General features: G+C 68.2%; 18 protein-coding genes. 5 read left to right on the forward strand and 13 right to left on the reverse strand.

Going from position 1 to position 15,517, the window contains the following annotated elements; all coding sequences use genetic code 11:
* Positions 1-74 precede the first annotated feature (74 nt).
* Positions 75-701 (reverse strand): O-methyltransferase, encoded by a 627-nt coding sequence (locus tag AC14A7_RS08645; protein WP_484008156.1) that lies wholly within the window; start codon positions 699-701, stop codon positions 75-77.
* Positions 702-765: 64 nt separating this feature from the next.
* Here AC14A7_RS08645 and AC14A7_RS08650 point away from each other — a divergent pair, with 64 nt between their 5' ends.
* Positions 766-1,125, forward strand: coding sequence for a sec-independent translocase (locus tag AC14A7_RS08650; protein WP_484008157.1), 360 nt, complete (start codon positions 766-768; stop codon positions 1,123-1,125).
* Here AC14A7_RS08650 and AC14A7_RS08655 read toward each other — a convergent pair.
* From AC14A7_RS08655 to AC14A7_RS08675, 5 genes are all read right to left on the reverse strand, one after another.
* Complete coding sequence (locus AC14A7_RS08655; protein ID WP_484008159.1) at positions 1,122-2,672, reverse strand: succinic semialdehyde dehydrogenase; 1,551 nt, start codon at positions 2,670-2,672, stop codon at positions 1,122-1,124. The genes AC14A7_RS08650 and AC14A7_RS08655 overlap by 4 nt on opposite strands.
* Before the next feature lie 110 nt (positions 2,673-2,782).
* The gene (locus tag AC14A7_RS08660) at positions 2,783-3,697 is read right to left on the reverse strand and encodes a LysR family transcriptional regulator (protein WP_484008160.1); all 915 of its coding nucleotides are present in this window, start codon (positions 3,695-3,697) and stop codon (positions 2,783-2,785) included.
* A gap of 404 nt (positions 3,698-4,101) precedes the next feature.
* Positions 4,102-5,202, reverse strand: a complete 1,101-nt coding sequence (locus tag AC14A7_RS08665; RefSeq protein WP_484008161.1) for a P-loop NTPase — start codon at positions 5,200-5,202, stop codon at positions 4,102-4,104.
* Positions 5,183-5,701, reverse strand: a complete 519-nt coding sequence (locus AC14A7_RS08670; RefSeq protein ID WP_484008162.1) for a DUF1003 domain-containing protein — start codon at positions 5,699-5,701, stop codon at positions 5,183-5,185. Before AC14A7_RS08670 ends, AC14A7_RS08665 begins: the two co-directional genes overlap by 20 nt.
* On the reverse strand, positions 5,688-6,986 hold the full coding sequence (locus AC14A7_RS08675) for a magnesium transporter MgtE N-terminal domain-containing protein (protein ID WP_484008164.1): 1,299 nt from the start codon (positions 6,984-6,986) through the stop codon (positions 5,688-5,690). Before AC14A7_RS08675 ends, AC14A7_RS08670 begins: the two co-directional genes overlap by 14 nt.
* Before the next feature lie 37 nt (positions 6,987-7,023).
* Between AC14A7_RS08675 and AC14A7_RS08680 the strand changes: the two genes are divergently transcribed.
* Positions 7,024-7,515 carry a YflT domain-containing protein gene (locus tag AC14A7_RS08680; protein ID WP_484008166.1) on the forward strand — a complete coding sequence of 164 codons (492 nt, stop codon included), beginning with the start codon at positions 7,024-7,026 and terminating at the stop codon, positions 7,513-7,515.
* Here the strand turns inward: AC14A7_RS08680 and AC14A7_RS08685 are convergent.
* Complete coding sequence (locus AC14A7_RS08685; protein WP_484008167.1) at positions 7,505-8,974, reverse strand: aminopeptidase P family protein; 1,470 nt, start codon at positions 8,972-8,974, stop codon at positions 7,505-7,507. The genes AC14A7_RS08680 and AC14A7_RS08685 overlap by 11 nt on opposite strands.
* Before the next feature lie 11 nt (positions 8,975-8,985).
* Positions 8,986-9,159 (reverse strand): hypothetical protein, encoded by a 174-nt coding sequence (locus AC14A7_RS08690; protein ID WP_484008168.1) that lies wholly within the window; start codon positions 9,157-9,159, stop codon positions 8,986-8,988.
* 168 nt (positions 9,160-9,327) lie between these two features.
* Here AC14A7_RS08690 and AC14A7_RS08695 point away from each other — a divergent pair, with 168 nt between their 5' ends.
* Positions 9,328-9,915 carry a TetR/AcrR family transcriptional regulator gene (locus tag AC14A7_RS08695; protein ID WP_484008170.1) on the forward strand — a complete coding sequence of 196 codons (588 nt, stop codon included), beginning with the start codon at positions 9,328-9,330 and terminating at the stop codon, positions 9,913-9,915.
* On the opposite strand, the gene AC14A7_RS08700 is transcribed toward AC14A7_RS08695, so the two are convergent.
* Positions 9,912-10,925, reverse strand: a complete 1,014-nt coding sequence (locus AC14A7_RS08700; RefSeq protein WP_484008171.1) for an endonuclease/exonuclease/phosphatase family protein — start codon at positions 10,923-10,925, stop codon at positions 9,912-9,914. The genes AC14A7_RS08695 and AC14A7_RS08700 overlap by 4 nt on opposite strands.
* 31 nt (positions 10,926-10,956) lie before the next feature.
* Here AC14A7_RS08700 and AC14A7_RS08705 point away from each other — a divergent pair, with 31 nt between their 5' ends.
* Positions 10,957-11,808, forward strand: coding sequence for a PHP domain-containing protein (locus AC14A7_RS08705; RefSeq protein WP_484008173.1), 852 nt, complete (start codon positions 10,957-10,959; stop codon positions 11,806-11,808).
* A 45-nt stretch (positions 11,809-11,853) separates the two neighbouring features.
* On the opposite strand, the gene AC14A7_RS08710 is transcribed toward AC14A7_RS08705, so the two are convergent.
* Together AC14A7_RS08710 and AC14A7_RS08715 are read right to left on the reverse strand one after the other, a co-directional pair.
* Positions 11,854-12,417, reverse strand: coding sequence for a hypothetical protein (locus tag AC14A7_RS08710; RefSeq protein WP_484008174.1), 564 nt, complete (start codon positions 12,415-12,417; stop codon positions 11,854-11,856).
* A gap of 108 nt (positions 12,418-12,525) precedes the next feature.
* The gene (locus AC14A7_RS08715) at positions 12,526-13,998 is read right to left on the reverse strand and encodes a DEAD/DEAH box helicase (RefSeq protein WP_484008176.1); all 1,473 of its coding nucleotides are present in this window, start codon (positions 13,996-13,998) and stop codon (positions 12,526-12,528) included.
* A gap of 163 nt (positions 13,999-14,161) precedes the next feature.
* Here AC14A7_RS08715 and AC14A7_RS08720 point away from each other — a divergent pair, with 163 nt between their 5' ends.
* Entirely contained in the window at positions 14,162-14,890 is a 729-nt protein-coding gene (locus AC14A7_RS08720; RefSeq protein ID WP_484008177.1) for a ferritin-like fold-containing protein, read from the forward strand.
* Between the two features lie 171 nt (positions 14,891-15,061).
* Here the strand turns inward: AC14A7_RS08720 and AC14A7_RS08725 are convergent, their stop codons facing one another.
* The gene (locus tag AC14A7_RS08725) at positions 15,062-15,358 is read right to left on the reverse strand and encodes a hypothetical protein (RefSeq protein WP_484008178.1); all 297 of its coding nucleotides are present in this window, start codon (positions 15,356-15,358) and stop codon (positions 15,062-15,064) included.
* Between the two features lie 3 nt (positions 15,359-15,361).
* Positions 15,362-15,517: DUF3107 family protein (locus AC14A7_RS08730; protein ID WP_484008180.1), on the reverse strand; the 156-nt coding region annotated here is incomplete at its 5' end.

Genomic DNA, 15,517 nt, shown 5'->3' on the forward strand with positions numbered 1-15,517 from the left:
CTGAGTTCTTCCTTCGGGCAGGGCTTGCCCTGAGTTTCTCCTTCGGGCAGGGCCTCGCCTGAGTTCACTCCCTGCTAGTTCTTCACCAGCTGCAGCAGTCCGTCACCGACGGGCACGAGAGCGGCAGTCACTGTCGACGACTCCGCAAGGCTCGCGAGCAGCGTGCGAAGGGCCGGCACCGGCTCGTCGCGCTGCGCCGGGTCGGCAACCTTGCCGCGCCACAGGGCGTGCGCGACGATGATCGTGCCGCCCGACTTGGCGAGACGGATGCCGTACTCGACGTTCTCGAGCACCGCATCCGGGTCGGCGTCGACGAACACAAGGTCGTAGTCCGACTCGTTCATGCGCGGTAGCACCGTGCTGGCGGCTCCCGTGATGAGACGAACCTTGTTGACGGGAACCCCCGCCTCGACCAGAGCGGCCTTGGCCACCTGCTGGTAGTCGGCCTCCGAGTCGATGGAGGTGAAGGATGCCGCTGGCGCGCCGCTCATGAGCCACAGTCCGCTGACCCCGAGTCCGGTTCCGATCTCGATGATGTGCTGCGGCTTCAGGGCAGCGGCGAGAAACGCGAGGTGGGCGCCTGTTGCCGCGCTCACGGTGTCGATGCCGAGCTCGGCGGAGTGCTGGCGCAGCACCGCGATGTCGTCTCGCTCTGCGATGTACGACTCGGTGAACTTCCAGTCGAGTTCTCTGCTTGCCACGTGCTGCTCCTTGGTCGACTCAAGGGTACGGCGGTTGCCACGGGTTACCGCGTATCCTGAGCGGGTGTCCTTTGGGTTGACTTTCGAGAAGCTGTTCGTGATCGGCATCATTGCCGTGATCCTGCTCGGCCCTGAGCGCCTTCCCTACTACGCCTCGCAGCTCGCCAAGCTCGTGCGATCGATGCGCGACCTCGCGAATGGCGCCAAGGAGCGCATGCGCGAGGAGATGGGCCCAGACTTCGATGACCTCGACTGGAAGAAGCTCGACCCGCGGCAGTACGACCCGCGCCGCATCATCCGCGAGGCACTTCTGGACGACGAGCCGGTTCCCGTGATCAAGCCGGTCTCCGAGGGCGCCTACATCCAGCGCCAGCGCAAGCTGCGCGAGGGGCAGAGGGCCCCGTTCGACTCCGAGGCGACCTAGCGCAGCCGCAGCCCCTTCAGGGTCTTCAACAGCACGACCATCACGCCGACCAGCGCCGACCACTCCTTGCCGGTGCGCGGAAGAGTGATGAGGCCCGTGGCCTCGGCGATCGTGCGACTCTCGACGAAGCGCAGCAGGCCCTCCGGCCCGTTGCGGCGCCCGAGCCCTGACTGCTTCATGCCGCCCATGGGCGCATCGACGCTGCCGAAGGTGGCGCGGTATCCCTCGTTGATGTTGACGCTGCCGGTGTCGATGCGCAGTGCGAGGGCGCGACCACGACGGCGGGATCCGGTGAAGATCGAGGCGTTGAGGCCGTACTCCGAGGCGTTGGCCTCGGCGACGGCCTCGTCCTCCGTATCGAAGACGTGGATGGCGACGACCGGCCCGAAGGTCTCTCCCGCCACGCACGCCATCTCCGGCGTCACGTCAGAGAGCACCGTCGGTTCGAAGAACAGCGGGCCGAGGTCGGGGCGTGGCTTGCCGCCGGCGAGCACGGTCGCGCCCTTGCCGACGGCATCCGTCACGTGCTGCTGCACCCGCTCGAGCTGCGCGGCAGTCGTTAGCGAGCCGACGTCGGTCGAGTAGTCGAACGCCGGCCCCTGAGCGAGCTCCTTCACGCGCGCAACGAACGCCTCGGTGAACGCCGCTGCGACGGCTCGCTGCACGTAGATGCGCTCGATCGACACGCAGAGCTGGCCCATCGACGAGAAGCACGCGTAGACGGCATCGGCCGCCGCCTTCGCGGGGTCGACGTCGTCGAGCACGAGGAGCGGGTTCTTGCCGCCGAGCTCGAGCGAGACGCCCGTGAGCGAGCTGGCGGCCCGCTCCGCGACGCGGGTTCCGGTGGCGGTCGAGCCGGTGAAGCAGACGTAGTCGGCGACGTCGACGACCGCGTTGCCGACCTCGTTGCCCTCACCCGTGACGACGGCCCACAGCGCGGCGGGCACCCCGGCGTCGATGAACGCGCGGCGCGAGGCGAGGATGGTGAGCGCCCCCTGGTTGTCGGCCTTCTGCACGACGCCGTTGCCGGCGGCGAGGGCGGGGATGACGTCCATGAGCGATAGCGAGAGCGGGTAGTTCCACGGGGTGATGACCCCGACGAGGCCCTTCGGCTTGTAGGAGAGCCGAGTGCTGATCACGAAGGGGATGCCAGAGCGGCGCCCCCGTGTCGTCAGCACCCGCTTCGCGGAGACGGCGTAGTAGCGGGTGACGGACGCCCCGGAGAAGACCTCCTCGAAGGCCTGCCCGCGGGTCTTGCCCGACTCCGACTGCAGGGCGTCGAGCAGTTCGTCCCGGCGCTCGAGGAGCAGGTCGTGCGCCTTCAGCAGCACGCGGCGGCGGTGGGCGAAGCCGGCGTTCTGCCAGGCGATGGCCGCGACGCGGGCGGCGGCAGCGGCATCCTCGACGTCCTGTGCCGTGCCCTTTGGCACCTCGTGCAGCAGCTCGCCGGTGAAGGGCGCATAGACGGGGGTGGTGGCCGCTCCGGCCACCGAGAGGTCACGGACCAGCTCGGCGGCGAGCGACCGGTCGAGCACTGTACCGGTCATGAGGCAAGTGTAGTTTCCCGAGGCCGCTCGGCCTCAGGATGAAGCCAACCCCAGAACGGGCACTGGCATGTGTGCGACGACCGTGGGAGAGTGTGGCGACCTGTCCGGTGCTAGACCGCGTGGGTGCGCTCGATGCGGTACGCCTCTGCCCGCAGCGACTCGACCACCCTCCGCACTGATGGCCGCTGGGCGCGGTCGGGGCGCATGACGATCGAGACGAGCCGCTCGGAGCGCACACCGGTGAGCGGGCGGGTGACGAGCCCGTTCTCGTGGTCGCGGGTCGTGTAGCGCGGCAGGATGGCGATGCCGTGTCCCGCCGCGACGAGCGACTCGACGATGCCGTTGTCGCGCAGGCGCTGTGTGATGGTGAGGGCATGCCCGACGGCTGCGGAGACATCCACGAGGATGCGGTCGAACGGGTAGTCGACCGGAACGCCGATCCAGCGCTCGCCGGCAACATCCTTCGGAGACAGCTGCTTCTTGGCCGCGAGCGGATGGTTCTCGGGGAGTGCGACGTCGAGGGGCTCGCTGAACAACGGGATCACGGTGAAGCCGCGCTCTCGCCAGGCAGGCATGATGCCGGAGGAGTCGGCCACCACGATGTCGAAGTCGGTCACCCGGTCGGTGAAGTCCACCTGCTCTGTGTCGCCGTCGTCGCAGACGAGGTCGAGGCCCGGCATGGTCGCGAGATCGGAGAGCACGCCGGGCAGCAGCATCTGCCCACCGCTCGTGAAAACCGAGAGGGTCACAGTGCCGCGGGGGGCGTGCTTGAACTCCTCCCAGACGGCGTCGGCACGCTCGAGGGCGACGGCGACATCCGTGGCGGTCTGGGCGAGCACCCGGCCCGCGCCGGTGAGCTCGATTCCGCGTCCGCGGCGCTCGGTGAGCGCAATGCCGGCCTCGCGCTCGAGCACCTTGAGCTGCTGCGACACCGCGGAGGCGGTGCGGTTCGTGGCAGCGGCGACGGCGGTGATGCTGCCGCGCTCTGAGAGCTCGCGGAGCAGTTCGAGGCGGTTCACATCCATGTAGTTAGGCTACATGATTATGTAAGAAACATTAGATTGTGCTAAACGGTTGTGCGAGGTGAAATAGATGCATACCAAGGAGAACACCATGAGCATCGTCATCATCGCAACAATCGCAGCCATCACCATCGCAGCCCTCGTGCTTACCGCACTCGAGGTCGCTCGCGACGGCTACCGCCGCATCCCGACCCGCTAAGGGCGGCACCCGACCCTCGCGGGGTCGGCTCCGAATCAAAGAGGGGCGCAGGGCGAGCGAATACGCCCAGCGCCCCTTTTTTTGCGCCCACCCCTGTTTTGCAAAACAGGAGGACCAGGGGCTGATGAGGCTGGCGGGCCTGGAGTGACCTCCCCAGACGCGCCAGCCACTCTGGCCCCGCGGATTCCTGTTTTACGAAACCGGAGGGTCAGCTGAGGCTGAGGCCGAGAGGCTTGCCGGCCAGCCCGCGCGGGCGCACCGCGAGGGCCTCGGCAGCGGCAAGGATGGCGGCCGCCGCTGGGTCGAGCGGGTGCGAGAGCACAACGGGCAGCCCCGCGTCCCCGCCCTCGCGCAGGGCCACACTCAGGGGAATCGAGGCGAGCACGGGCACGCCGAGTCGCGTCGCGACATCCTGACCGCCGCCCTCGCCGAACAGGTGGAGGATGCTGCCGTCGGGCTGGGGAAGCCCCGCCATGTTCTCGATCACTCCGATGACGGTCTGACCGGTCTGGCGGGCGACGGTGGCACTGCGCTCCGCCACGCCGGCCGCGGCGGCCTGGGGCGTGGTCACGACGATGACCTCGGCCTGCGGCAGCAGCTGCCCGAGGGAGATGGCAACGTCGCCCGTGCCGGGCGGAAGATCGAGCAGCAGCACGTCGAGGTCGCCGAAGTGCACGTCGCCGAGAAACTGCTGCATCGTGCGGTGCAGCATGGGGCCGCGCCACGAGACGGCGGTGTTGCCCTCGACGAACATGCCGATCGAGATGACCTTCACGTCGTGGGCGACCGGCGGAAGGATGAGCTCGCCGACCTTGGTCGGCTTCGCATCGGCAATGCCGAGGATGCCGGGGATAGAGAACCCGAACACGTCGGCATCCACGATGCCGACCCGCAACCCGCGGGCGGCAAGGGCGACGCCGAGGTTCGCCGTGAGCGACGACTTGCCGACGCCGCCCTTGCCGCTGGTGATCGCGGAGATGCGGGTGAGGGAGTCGGCGCCGAACTGGTTGCCGCGCGAGCGGCCGCCACGCAGGCGCGCCGTCAGTGCGTCGCGCTCGGCCGGTGTCATGACCCCGATCGACAGCTCGAGAGAGCTCACTCCCGGCACCGCCAGCACGGCGGCACGCACGTCCCCCTCGATGCGGTCGGCCGCAGGGCACCCGACGATCGTGAGCTTGAGCTCGACGCTCGCCACGCCGTCGACGACCGAGGTCGCGCCGATCATGTCGAGCTCGGTGATGGGTCGGCGGATCTCCGGGTCGATCACCCGCGCGAGCGCGGGGAGGAGGTCAATCGGTGCCGTCGTCATCCCTGTCCTCGCTCAGTTCTGCGAGGAGTGCGCGCAGCTCTGCCCTGATGAAGTCCTTGCTCGCGACATCCTTCATGGCAAGCCGCAGCGCGACGATCTCGCGGGCGAGGTACTCGGTGTCGTTGAGGTTGCGCTCCGCCCGCTGGCGGTCCTGCTCGATCTGCACGCGGTCGCGGTCGTCCTGCCGGTTCTGGGCGAGCAGGATCATGGGCGCTGCATAGGAGGCCTGCAGCGACAGGATGAGCGTGAGCAGGGTGAAGTTCGTCAGCCGAGGGTCGAACTGGGCTGCGACCGGAGCGAAGGTGTTGAAGGCGAGCCAGGCGATGACGAACACCGACATGCCGACGAGAAACCACGGGGTGCCCATCGCGCGGGCGAAGGACTCGGAGAAGCGGCCCATGCGGTCGCGGCTCTCGAAGCGACCGCCGAAGGAGGTGCGGAGCCCCTTCGGGGTGTCTAGTCGTGATTCGCTGCGCGAGGGGCGGTTAGCGCGTGCCATTGCGGGTCCTCCTTCCGGTCTGCGGTGTGGTGGTCACGAGAGCCGGTGAAGGCTCGTCGGAATCGGTACTTCGCCAGTCATCTGGCAAGAGGTAGTCGAGGACGTCGTCAATGGTCACCACCCCGACCAGTCGGTGGGTCTCGTCGACCACGGGGAGGGACACCAGGTTGTAGCTGGCGAGGATGCGCGAGACCTCTGCGGCACTCGTGTGCGCCATGACGGGCTCGAGGCTCTGGTCGAGCAGGGTGCCGAGGCGCTCGTTGGGCGGGTAGCGCAGCATCCGCTGGAAGTGCACCATGCCGAGAAAGCGGCCGGTCGGCGGCTCGTATGGCGGCAGGGTGACGCAGATCGCGGCCCCGAGCGCCGGCGCGAGCTCGTGGCGGCGGATGAGGGCGAGTCCCTCGGCGACCGTCGCGTCGGCAGACACGATGATCGGCTCCGTCGTCATGAGGCCGCCGGCGGTGTCGGGAGCGTAGGAGAGCAGGAAGCGCACGTCTTCCGCCTCCTCCGGGTCCATGAGGTCGAGCAGGGCCTCGCCGCGCTCGTCGGAGAGGTGTGCGATGAGGTCTGCGGCGTCATCCGGCTGCATCTGGTCGAGCACGTCGGCGGCTCGGTCGTCGTCGAGCTGGTTGAGGATGTCGACCTGCTCGCTCTCTGGCATCTCCTCGAGCACGTCGGCGAGGCGCTCGTCGCTCAGCTCCTCTGCGACCTCGTGCATGCGCTGCTCTGGCAGGTCGAGCATGGCGTTGGCGAGGTCGGCCGGCAGCAGGTCGGCGTAGCTGGCCACGAGCTGGGTCGCCGATTGCGCCTCGCCGGCGGTTGCCTTCTCCACTATCGCGTCCCACTTGACGAAGACGGTCTCGCCCTTGCCGAAGGTGCCGGTGCGCGGTCGACGGCAGAAGACCTGGCCGACCTCCCACTCTCCGAGGCCAACCTCCTCGATCGCGACGTCTTCGATGGTTGCCTGACCCGATCCGTCGACCATGCCGACACGGCGCCCGATGAGCTCTGCGATGACGCGAACCTCACCGCCGCGCTGCTCGAAGCGGCGGAGGTTGATGAGGCCGGTGGCGATGATCTGGCCGGAGCCGATGCTCGTGACGCGACCGATGGAGAGGAAGACACGGCGCTTGCCTGGCACCTCGACGATGAACCCGACGACGCGGGGCGACTCGGAGGAGCGGTAGACCACGAGAACGTCGCGAACCTTGCCGACCCGGTCGCCAGCGGGGTCGAAAACGGAGCACCCGGCCAGTCGGGCAGCGAAGACCCTCGTTGCGCTCACAGAGAAACCCTACCCGTCCGGGTGGGAGAATTGCGGTGTGACCAACCAGAGCATCTTCAGCCGTCGTGTCCCGCCGCAGCCGACCCTTCCGCGCGGTGCGGTTCTCGGCACCTACGAGACATATCTCGAGGCGCAGGGTGTCGTCGACCGCCTCTCGAAGGCCGAACTGGATGTCTCCTCCCTCGCCATAGTCGGCAACGACTTGAAGACGGTGGAGCGCATCACCGGCAAGCTCAGCTACGCCCGTGCGGCCGGAGGCGGGGCCGCGAGCGGTGCGTGGTTCGGGCTGTTCCTCGGTGTGGTCTTCCTGCTGTTCGCGCCGGCATCCAGCCTCTCCATCGTTGCCGCCGCAGCGCTCATCGGTGCCGGATTCGGCATGCTGTTCGGCATCGTCAGCTACGCGCTGAATCGCCGGCGCCGCGACTTCACCTCGGTGAACCAGGTGCTGGCCAGCAACTACCAGGTGATGATCGAACCGGAGCTGCTGACCAAGGCGCAGGAGATGCTGGCTCGACCGGTCAGCGAGTAAGCCAGGCTTCCACCTCGGTGGCTGTGCGAGGGATGCCGGCGGAGAGGTTCTCTGCGCCGTCCGCGGTGACGAGGATGTTGTCCTCGATGCGAACGCCGATGCCGCGCATCTCGGCGGGCACCGTCAGGTCGTCTGGCTGGAAGTAGAGCCCCGGCTCGATCGTGAAGACCATGCCCTCCTCCAGAACACCGTCGAGGTAGAGGTCGCGCCGCGCCTGCGCGCAGTCGTGCACGTCGAGCCCGAGGTGGTGCGATGTGCCGTGCACCATGTAGCGGCGGTGGTACTGGTGCTCTGGCTCGAGCGACTCCGCCGCGCTGACCGGCAGCAGGCCCCACTCCGCGGTGCGGGCGGCGATGACGGTCATCGCCTCCTGGTGGATCTCACGGAACCGGATGCCCGGCCGCACGATGGCAAAGGCCGCGTCCGCGGCCTCCAGCACGGCCTCGTAGACCCGGCGCTGCACCTCGGTGAAGGTGCCGCTCACGGGAAGGGTGCGGGTGATGTCAGCCGTGTAGTAGGTGTCGAGCTCGATGCCCGCGTCGAGCAGGATGAGGTCGCCGGGCACGACGGGGCCGTCGTTGCGGGTCCAGTGCAGGATGCACGCGTGCGGACCCGATGCCGCGATCGTGTCGTAGCCGACCGTGTTGCCCTCGGCTCGCGCCCGCCGGTTGAAGGTTCCCTCGACGAGCCTCTCGCCGCGCTCATGTGCGACGATCTGCGGAAGGTCGGCGATGACGTCGTCGAAACCCTGCTTCGTCGCTGCGACGGCGAGGCGCATCTGCTCGATCTCCCAGGCATCCTTGACGAGCCGCAGCTCGCTGAGGTCACGGGCGAGCTCGGCGTCGGCGCTCTCGTCGACCTCCTCGACGATCGTGAGCCGACGACCGTCGACCTGGTCGGTGAGGTCGCGGTCGGCTCCACGCACGATGATCGTGGTCGCGTCGACGGAGTCGAGCACTGTCTCGAACCCGGCGAGGTCGGCCGTCTCGAGCCCGAGCTCACCGGCAACCTCCGCGAGGGACGGCCGTGCACCCGTCCAGAACTCGCCGATCTCGGGATTCGCGTAGAACTCGTCGGAGTCGCGACCGGCTGCCTTGCGAAAGTAGAGCGTGGGGCTGTGGCCATCGTCTGTCGGCTCGAGCAGCAGAACACTGCCCGGCACCGAGTCGCTGCCCCAACCCGTGAGATGCGCGAAGGCGGAGTGTGCCCGAAACGGGAAGTCGGTGTCGTTGGAGCGCACCGCGGCCGTGCCAGCAGGGATGATGATGCGCACGCCAGGGTGCATAGCCGAGATGCGCGCCCGTCGATGGGCAGCAAGGTCGGCCTCCTCGCGTCGGCTCACCACCGCGGCGGGGCGCTCTGACCATTCACCGGAGATGAAGCGGCGGAACTCGTCAGAGAGGGGGGTGGTCGACCGGTTGCTGGTCGCGCGAGGCGCGGCTGACTTCTCGTTTGCCATGCCCCTATTCTCTAACGACTCGTATTGCGGGAGCGTCGTCGCTTCGATGCGGTTGCTGTGCCCGGCACGGGTGCCGTCAGCCCGGTCGGCTGGGAGGCGCTCACGTGGGCGCTCGCGCTTCGCGGGAGGGAGATGGGGGCAACCACCGGAGCGGGTTGCGTCGCTGTCTCGTCGGTGGCGGTCATCTCTGCCCCTTCGTCTGACCCCCGTTCTGGGGGAGGGATCCCATGGTGACAGAGACGGTTTAGTCTTGTCGAGCCCCCGTCAACAGTGACACTCTGTAACGGTTGTCGACGGCACAGGTCGCAGCCGCCCGACGGCCACCCGGCGCTCGAGATGGCGACCAGAGGACCATGTCCCCCTTAAGCCCGACACTGGTGGAAGCCCGCACCGCGCCCCGCGAGCGCATTCTCGCGGCGAGCTACGACCTGTTCGCGCGCCGCGGAGTTCGCGACGTCTCTGTCGACGAGGTGATCGCCGCATCCGGTGTCGCCAAGGCCACGCTCTACCGGCACTTCCCGTCGAAGGACGACCTCGTGCTCGCCTTTCTCGAGAGGCGAGAGCGAGTCTGGACCTACGGCATCGTCGAGGCGGGAGCGCGCGCCCGTGCCGATACGCCGATCGGCCGGCTGCTCGCGATCTTCGACGTCTTTCACGACTGGTTCCAGCGCGACGACTTCGAGGCGTGCTCCTTCATCAACGTGCTTCTCGAGATGGGACCGGAGCACCCGGCTGGCCGCGCCAGCGGCGTCTACCTGAGCAACATCCGCGCTCTCGTCGCGAGGTTCGCGACCGAGGCAGGGCTGCGCGACCCTGACGAGTTCGCGCGCTCGTGGCACATCCTCATGAAGGGCTCGATCGTGCAGGCGAGCGAAGGAGATGCGCTCGCGGCGATGCGCGGCAAGGCGATGGCACAGCTGCTCATCGCCGAGTACAGCTAGCCGGCCGGCACCAGCTCTGCGAGCACGGGGCGATGGTCGCTTCCGACGTTGTCGTAGTTCTGGATCACGCGCATGCCGGCCACGCGCCAGTTGCCCGTGTACATGATGTGGTCGATGGGCGCGGAGATAAGGGCGGGCAGACTGGTCGGCCAGGTGCCGACGGCCGCATTCTCCGTGCTGGCGGCAGCATCGAAGCAGCGGCCGAGCACTGCTCCGTCGCGTGCCTCCAGCCCGCCGAAGTGGTCGAGCGTCGCGTTGAAGTCGCCAGCCATGATCACGTTGTCGCGAGCGCAGGCCTGGGGAATCCACTCGAGGTCAGAGCGCCAGTTGTCCATCTCGCCGCGCACGGGGGCAACCAGGTGCACGCTGACGATCGTCGGGCCGGTTCCGTTGACCGGGGTGGCGATAACGGTCGGCAGCACTGCGGAGTTGCCGCTGCTCTCGTCGACGGCATACTCGCCGAGGGCGGTGCTGATGAGCAGTGACGTCGAGCGCGCTTTCGAGATCTCGTCGAAGAAGGCGGTGAACGAGGCCATGGGCACGCCGGCGGCAGTCATGATGGCGGCGACCTCTGTCGCCGTCGCGGTGGTCGTCTCTGGAAGGGCGACGATCTCTGCATCGGAGTCGAGGGCAAGCGTGGCAATCGCCTCGGCCCCCGGCGCGTCGCCGAGGGTGTTCCAGGAGAGCACGGTGATCGTGCTCTCGCCGGCAGTCTCGAATGCCATGCTGCCGAAGCCGCGAGTGGACAGAACCGCGAGGTTCACCAGGCAGAAGGCGAGAAGCAGCACACCGACGGATGCGATGAAGCGACGAATCGGCATGGCGAGCGCCGCGACGAAGCCGAGGGCGACAACGCCGACCGCGGCCCCGGCGACGGCGAGGCCGCGCAGCGAGACTGCCTGAACGAACCCGTCGGTGCGCGACAGGTTCGCGAGCTGTGGCCAGGCGACCAAGAGCAGCGCGAGGCCGAGAAGCACGAGGAACGCAGCGGCGAGAATCCGTCGAAGCATGACGGCGAGCCTAGACCAATAGGCTGAGGAGGTGCCCGCGCTCATCGACCTTCACACGCACAGCAGCGTGTCGGACGGCACAGAGACCCCAACCCAGCTGATCCGCGCCGGCGTCGCGGCCGAGTTGACGGCGATGGCGATCACCGACCACGACTCGACTGCGGGATGGGAAGAGGCGAAGGGAGCAGCCGCTGGCACTGGGCTCACGGTGATCCCCGGTATGGAGCTGAGCACCAACTTCGGGCCGGCGAGCGTGCACATGCTCGCCTATCTCTTCGATCCGAGTGACGCGCAGATCGTCGTCGAGACCGCCCGCATCCGCGACGGGCGGCTGCACCGTGCAGAGCGCATTGTGAGCCGAATCGCCGAGGACTACGACCTCACCTGGGATGACGTGCTCGCGCAGTCCATCGACGGCGGAACCATCGGGCGGCCGCATATCGCCGATGCGCTCGTCGCCAGGGGCCACGTCGACAACCGCAGCGCGGCGTTCGAGAGCATTCTGCACTGGCGCAGCGGCTACTACGAGAAGTACTACGCGCCATCCCCGCTGCGCGGCGTCGAGATGGTCGTCGCTGCCGGGGGAGTGCCAGTGCTCGCCCACCCCGCCACCCACGGCCGCGACCGCATGATCGACTCGGCGAGCCTCAAGACGCTGGCCGACGCGGGACTCTTCGGCCTCGAGGTGCACCACCGGGACAACACGGCTGACGGCAAGGAGCGACTTGTCGAACTCGCCGCGAGATTCGGACTGGAGATCACAGGGTCGAGCGACTACCACGGTCTCGGCAAGCCCAACCGCCTCGCAGAGAACACGACATCGCCAGAGGTTCTTGAGAAGCTCATCGCCCGTGGCACCGGGTCGCAGCCGTTCACCGGCTGACCTGCGGCAACCTCCGCCAGCGGTGCTCGTGCGGTCGGGAGCTGCCTAGCGCCGGGTCCAGTAGGAGCCGAGCGGGGCATCGGGCCCCTGCAGGAACAGGCTCGACTCGTCGCAGAGCGCGGTCATGCCGGTGACGTCGGTGAGCGTGACTCCGCCGAGGTCGATTCCCTCTGGCGCCGTGCTGGTGACGGCGTTGTCGATGAGCGTCCAGTCGGCGATCGTCAGCGAGCCGTCGGCGGCCGTGCTCCAGGTTCCCGTCGAGATGCTCTCGGTGGTCGTCGAGACGGGGCCGCTGAAGCCGGGGACGGTGATGGTGCCGCCGGCGGTGATGCCGGTGCCGAGCTGCATCGCGCCATCTGCGCTGAAGTCGAGCACCTGCGTGCCGCTCATGGTGACGTCGACGATGGGCACGCCGAGCGTCGACAGGAACTCCTGCGACTGCTCCGCGTAGTTGGCGACGTCGAGGTCCCACTGCCCCACCAGGCAGTTCTCGTCGACGGCGGGCGACTCCCCGCCCTCGGTGTCGGCGCGGGTGGTTGGCGTCGTCGGGGTGCACCCCGCAAGCAGCAGCACCGCGAGGATCGCGACTGGGAAGCTGGATCTGGTCATTGTTGCCCCTCTCGTGCCGTTAGGCCGTCGTTGAAACCACGACGATCGAGAGGGGCGGCGGGGTTGACGACGTGCCGCGTTGGCGACCTGCCGGGTTAGCCAGCCGAGTTAGACAGCGGGGGGAGCGCTGTGGCCAGCTGCGCCAGCTCCACCGCGCCGCGTGCGGGTGCGGCGGCGACGGGTCGGAGCGGTTCCGTCGTGGGTGCCGCCTCCTTCTGCGCTCTCGCGGACGACATCCGTCGACGCTGCGCGCTCACGAGGAGGGCGGCCAGAGGACTGCCCGCCAGAGCGCTGGCCGTCGCGGCCTCCGCCGGAGGTGCCACGGCCACCGCGGTCTCCGCCGCGACCGCCACCAGCCGACGCGGATGCCGGAGCCGCCTCGCGAACGCGCGGCACCGATCCGGGCAGGCGCCCCTTCGTTCCCTCGGGAATGTCGAGGTCGGTGAACAGGTGCGGGCTCGACGAGTAGGTCTCTGTCGGCTCTGGGATGTTCATCTCGAGCGCGCGGTTGATGAGCGCCCACTTGTGCATGTCGTCCCAGTCGACGAAGGTCACGGCGATACCGGTCTTGCCGGCACGGCCGGTGCGGCCAGCGCGGTGGAGGTAGGTGTCGTGATCGTCTGGCACCGTGTGGTTGATGACGTGGGTGACGTCGTTGACGTCGATACCGCGGGCGGCGACATCCGTGGCGATCAGGATGTCCTTCTTGCCGGCCTTGAACGCGGCCATGGCGCGCTCGCGCTGCTCCTGGTTGAGGTCGCCGTGCACCGCTGCGGCGTTGAAGCCACGGTCGTTCAGCTCTTCGACGAGCTTGGCTGCGGCACGCTTGGTGCGGGTGAAGACGACGGTCTTGCCGCGGCCCTCGGACTGCAGGATGCGGGCGATCACCTCGTCCTTGTCGAGCGAGTGCGCGCGGTAGACGACGTGCTTGATGTTCGCCTGCGTGAGGCCCTCGTTGGGGTCGGTCGCGCGGATGTGGATCGGCTTGTTCATGAAGCGGCGGGCGAGGGCGACGATCGGCCCCGGCATGGTCGCGGAGAAGAGCATGGTGTGGCGGTTGGCCGGGGTCTGCGCGAAGAGCTTCTCGATGTCGCTGAGGAAGCCGAGGTCGAGCATCTTGTCTGCCTCGTCGAGCACCATGACCTTGATGTTCTTGAGGCTCAGCAGGCGCTGCGACGCGAGGTCGAGCAGTCGGCCGGGGGTGCCGACGATGACCTGCGCTCCGTCTTTGATCTGCTCGACCTGGCCCTCGTATGCCTTGCCGCCGTAGATGGCGGCAACCTTGGTGGCGCGGTTGGAGGAGGCCAGCACGAGGTCTTCTGCGACCTGCACGCACAGCTCGCGGGTCGGTACGACGACGAGCGCTTGCACGCCGGGCTCCGGGTTGGCGCCGAGGGACTGCAGAAGGGGAAGGCCGAAGCCGAGGGTCTTGCCGGTGCCGGTCTTGGCCTGGCCGATGATGTCCTGTCGAGCGAGCCCCATGGGGATCGTCTGCGTCTGGATGGGGAAGGGCTCGATGATGCCCTTGGTTGCGAGTGCGTCGACCATGTCCTGGTCGATATTGAGTTCTGCGAAAGTCACGAGAGTATTGGCCCTGTCAGCTGCGGTGGCGCCCGCTTTGACGTGGGACGCACGGCCCCCGCCAGAAGTGGGGGGCTCTGCGAGCAGTTTAGCCGTAGCAGAGGCAAATACCCTGTCTGCGGCGCGTTCTGGCCATTGCGAGCGGCGACGGTAAGCTGACGCAGTGGTCAACTGGTTCTGGCGCAAGCGCGCGAAGGGTGCGCGGGTCGATGCGCCGAAGCTCCGGCCCCGCTCTGAGGAGGCCGCCTCGTCGACGAGGGTCGACCTCGCCGAACTAGCCCCCCACCGCGACCAGTACCTGGCCCAGGCGGCCTACGTGCAGCTCGTCATCTTCGAGGGACTCAGCGCGAATGTCGCGGCAGCCCCCGACCTCGCTGCCAAGGAGCGCCTCAGCCGCGCCGCGGCCATAGCCCTTTCCAAGCACCACGCACTTGCGGCCGAGATCGCCCGCACCGGTGTGACGGCGGCCGAGGCGATGCAGCCGTATGGCGCCGGCATCCAGTTCTTCCAGCGCGCGACGCGCGGCGACACCTGGGCGGAGTCGCTCGTGACGAGCCACATCACCAGCGGCATCCTCGACGACTTCTTCGTTCGCGTGGCCGGCGGTCTCCCCGACGACCTCGAGCGACGGGTTCGGGCGATCTACGCCGCGGGCTCGCACGAGGCACTGCTGTCAGAGCAGCTGCGGATCGTCATCGAGCTCGAGCCGACGCAGGCCGCCCATCTTGCGATGTGGGGGCGCCGTCTCGTCGGCGACACGATCCTCGTGGCGCGGTCGGCTCTTGCCTCACCGCCGTCGTCGGCCAACGACGAGGCCAGGATCGAACCGGTCTTCACAGAGCTCATCGCCGCCCACACGCGCCGAATGGATGCCCTGGGCCTGACCGCCTGAGCCTGATCGCCCGAGCTTGGCTGCTCGGCGGGCTGGATCGACCACCCGGCCGTTTGTTGGCCACACGGTGAAACGTTCGATCGGGTGGCTCACAAAGACCCGGGTGGTCGCGCCATGGCGCGATCGTGTGGTGCGCAGGAGTCGTGCGGCGATCCTGCCGAGCGGGCGAGGCTAGGCCTTGCCGCCGGAGAGCCTGGTCAGCAGCGCGCGGTCGCTGGCGCGACGGCGCGGGGGAAGGGCGAGGGCGACGACGAGCGCTGCGGTGCCGGCTGCCACGAGGCTGATGACCCAGATCCAGCCTCCGTCGAACGTGAAGCCGAGCCACAGCAGCGACACCCAGATGACGGATGCGACGATGGCGGCGATGGCGCCGAGCAGCAGTGATCCGCGGGTCTCACGACCCGGGAGCGCGTAGTGCGCGAGGAATCCGAGGCCCGCGGCGATGAGGACGACGAAGAGGAGCTCCATGGTCTACGCCACGAACCCGACGCGACGAGACGACTCCGAGCCGATCTCGATATAGCCGAAGCTGGCGGTCGGCACGATGAAGACCTTGCCCTTGTTGTCGCTCAGCTTGATGAACGCGCTCGACGCCTCGAAGGCTGCGGCGACGAGCGCCTCGACCTC

The sequence above is a fragment of the Conyzicola sp. genome (assembly GCF_057073975.1).

Bases quoted from the DNA above. Each gene is read 5' to 3' on its own strand.
- AC14A7_RS08655 (WP_484008159.1), bottom strand. From the start codon at position 2,672: ATGACCGGTACAGTGCTCGACCGGTCGCTCGCCGCCGAGCTGGTCCGT.
- AC14A7_RS08660 (WP_484008160.1), bottom strand. From the start codon at position 3,697: ATGGATGTGAACCGCCTCGAACTGCTCCGCGAGCTCTCAGAGCGCGGC.
- AC14A7_RS08665 (WP_484008161.1), bottom strand. From the start codon at position 5,202: ATGACGACGGCACCGATTGACCTCCTCCCCGCGCTCGCGCGGGTGATC.
- AC14A7_RS08670 (WP_484008162.1), bottom strand. From the start codon at position 5,701: ATGGCACGCGCTAACCGCCCCTCGCGCAGCGAATCACGACTAGACACC.
- AC14A7_RS08685 (WP_484008167.1), bottom strand. From the start codon at position 8,974: ATGGCAAACGAGAAGTCAGCCGCGCCTCGCGCGACCAGCAACCGGTCG.
- AC14A7_RS08690 (WP_484008168.1), bottom strand. From the start codon at position 9,159: ATGACCGCCACCGACGAGACAGCGACGCAACCCGCTCCGGTGGTTGCC.
- AC14A7_RS08695 (WP_484008170.1), top strand. From the start codon at position 9,328: ATGTCCCCCTTAAGCCCGACACTGGTGGAAGCCCGCACCGCGCCCCGC.
- AC14A7_RS08700 (WP_484008171.1), bottom strand. From the start codon at position 10,925: ATGCTTCGACGGATTCTCGCCGCTGCGTTCCTCGTGCTTCTCGGCCTC.
- AC14A7_RS08710 (WP_484008174.1), bottom strand. From the start codon at position 12,417: ATGACCAGATCCAGCTTCCCAGTCGCGATCCTCGCGGTGCTGCTGCTT.
- AC14A7_RS08725 (WP_484008178.1), bottom strand. From the start codon at position 15,358: ATGGAGCTCCTCTTCGTCGTCCTCATCGCCGCGGGCCTCGGATTCCTC.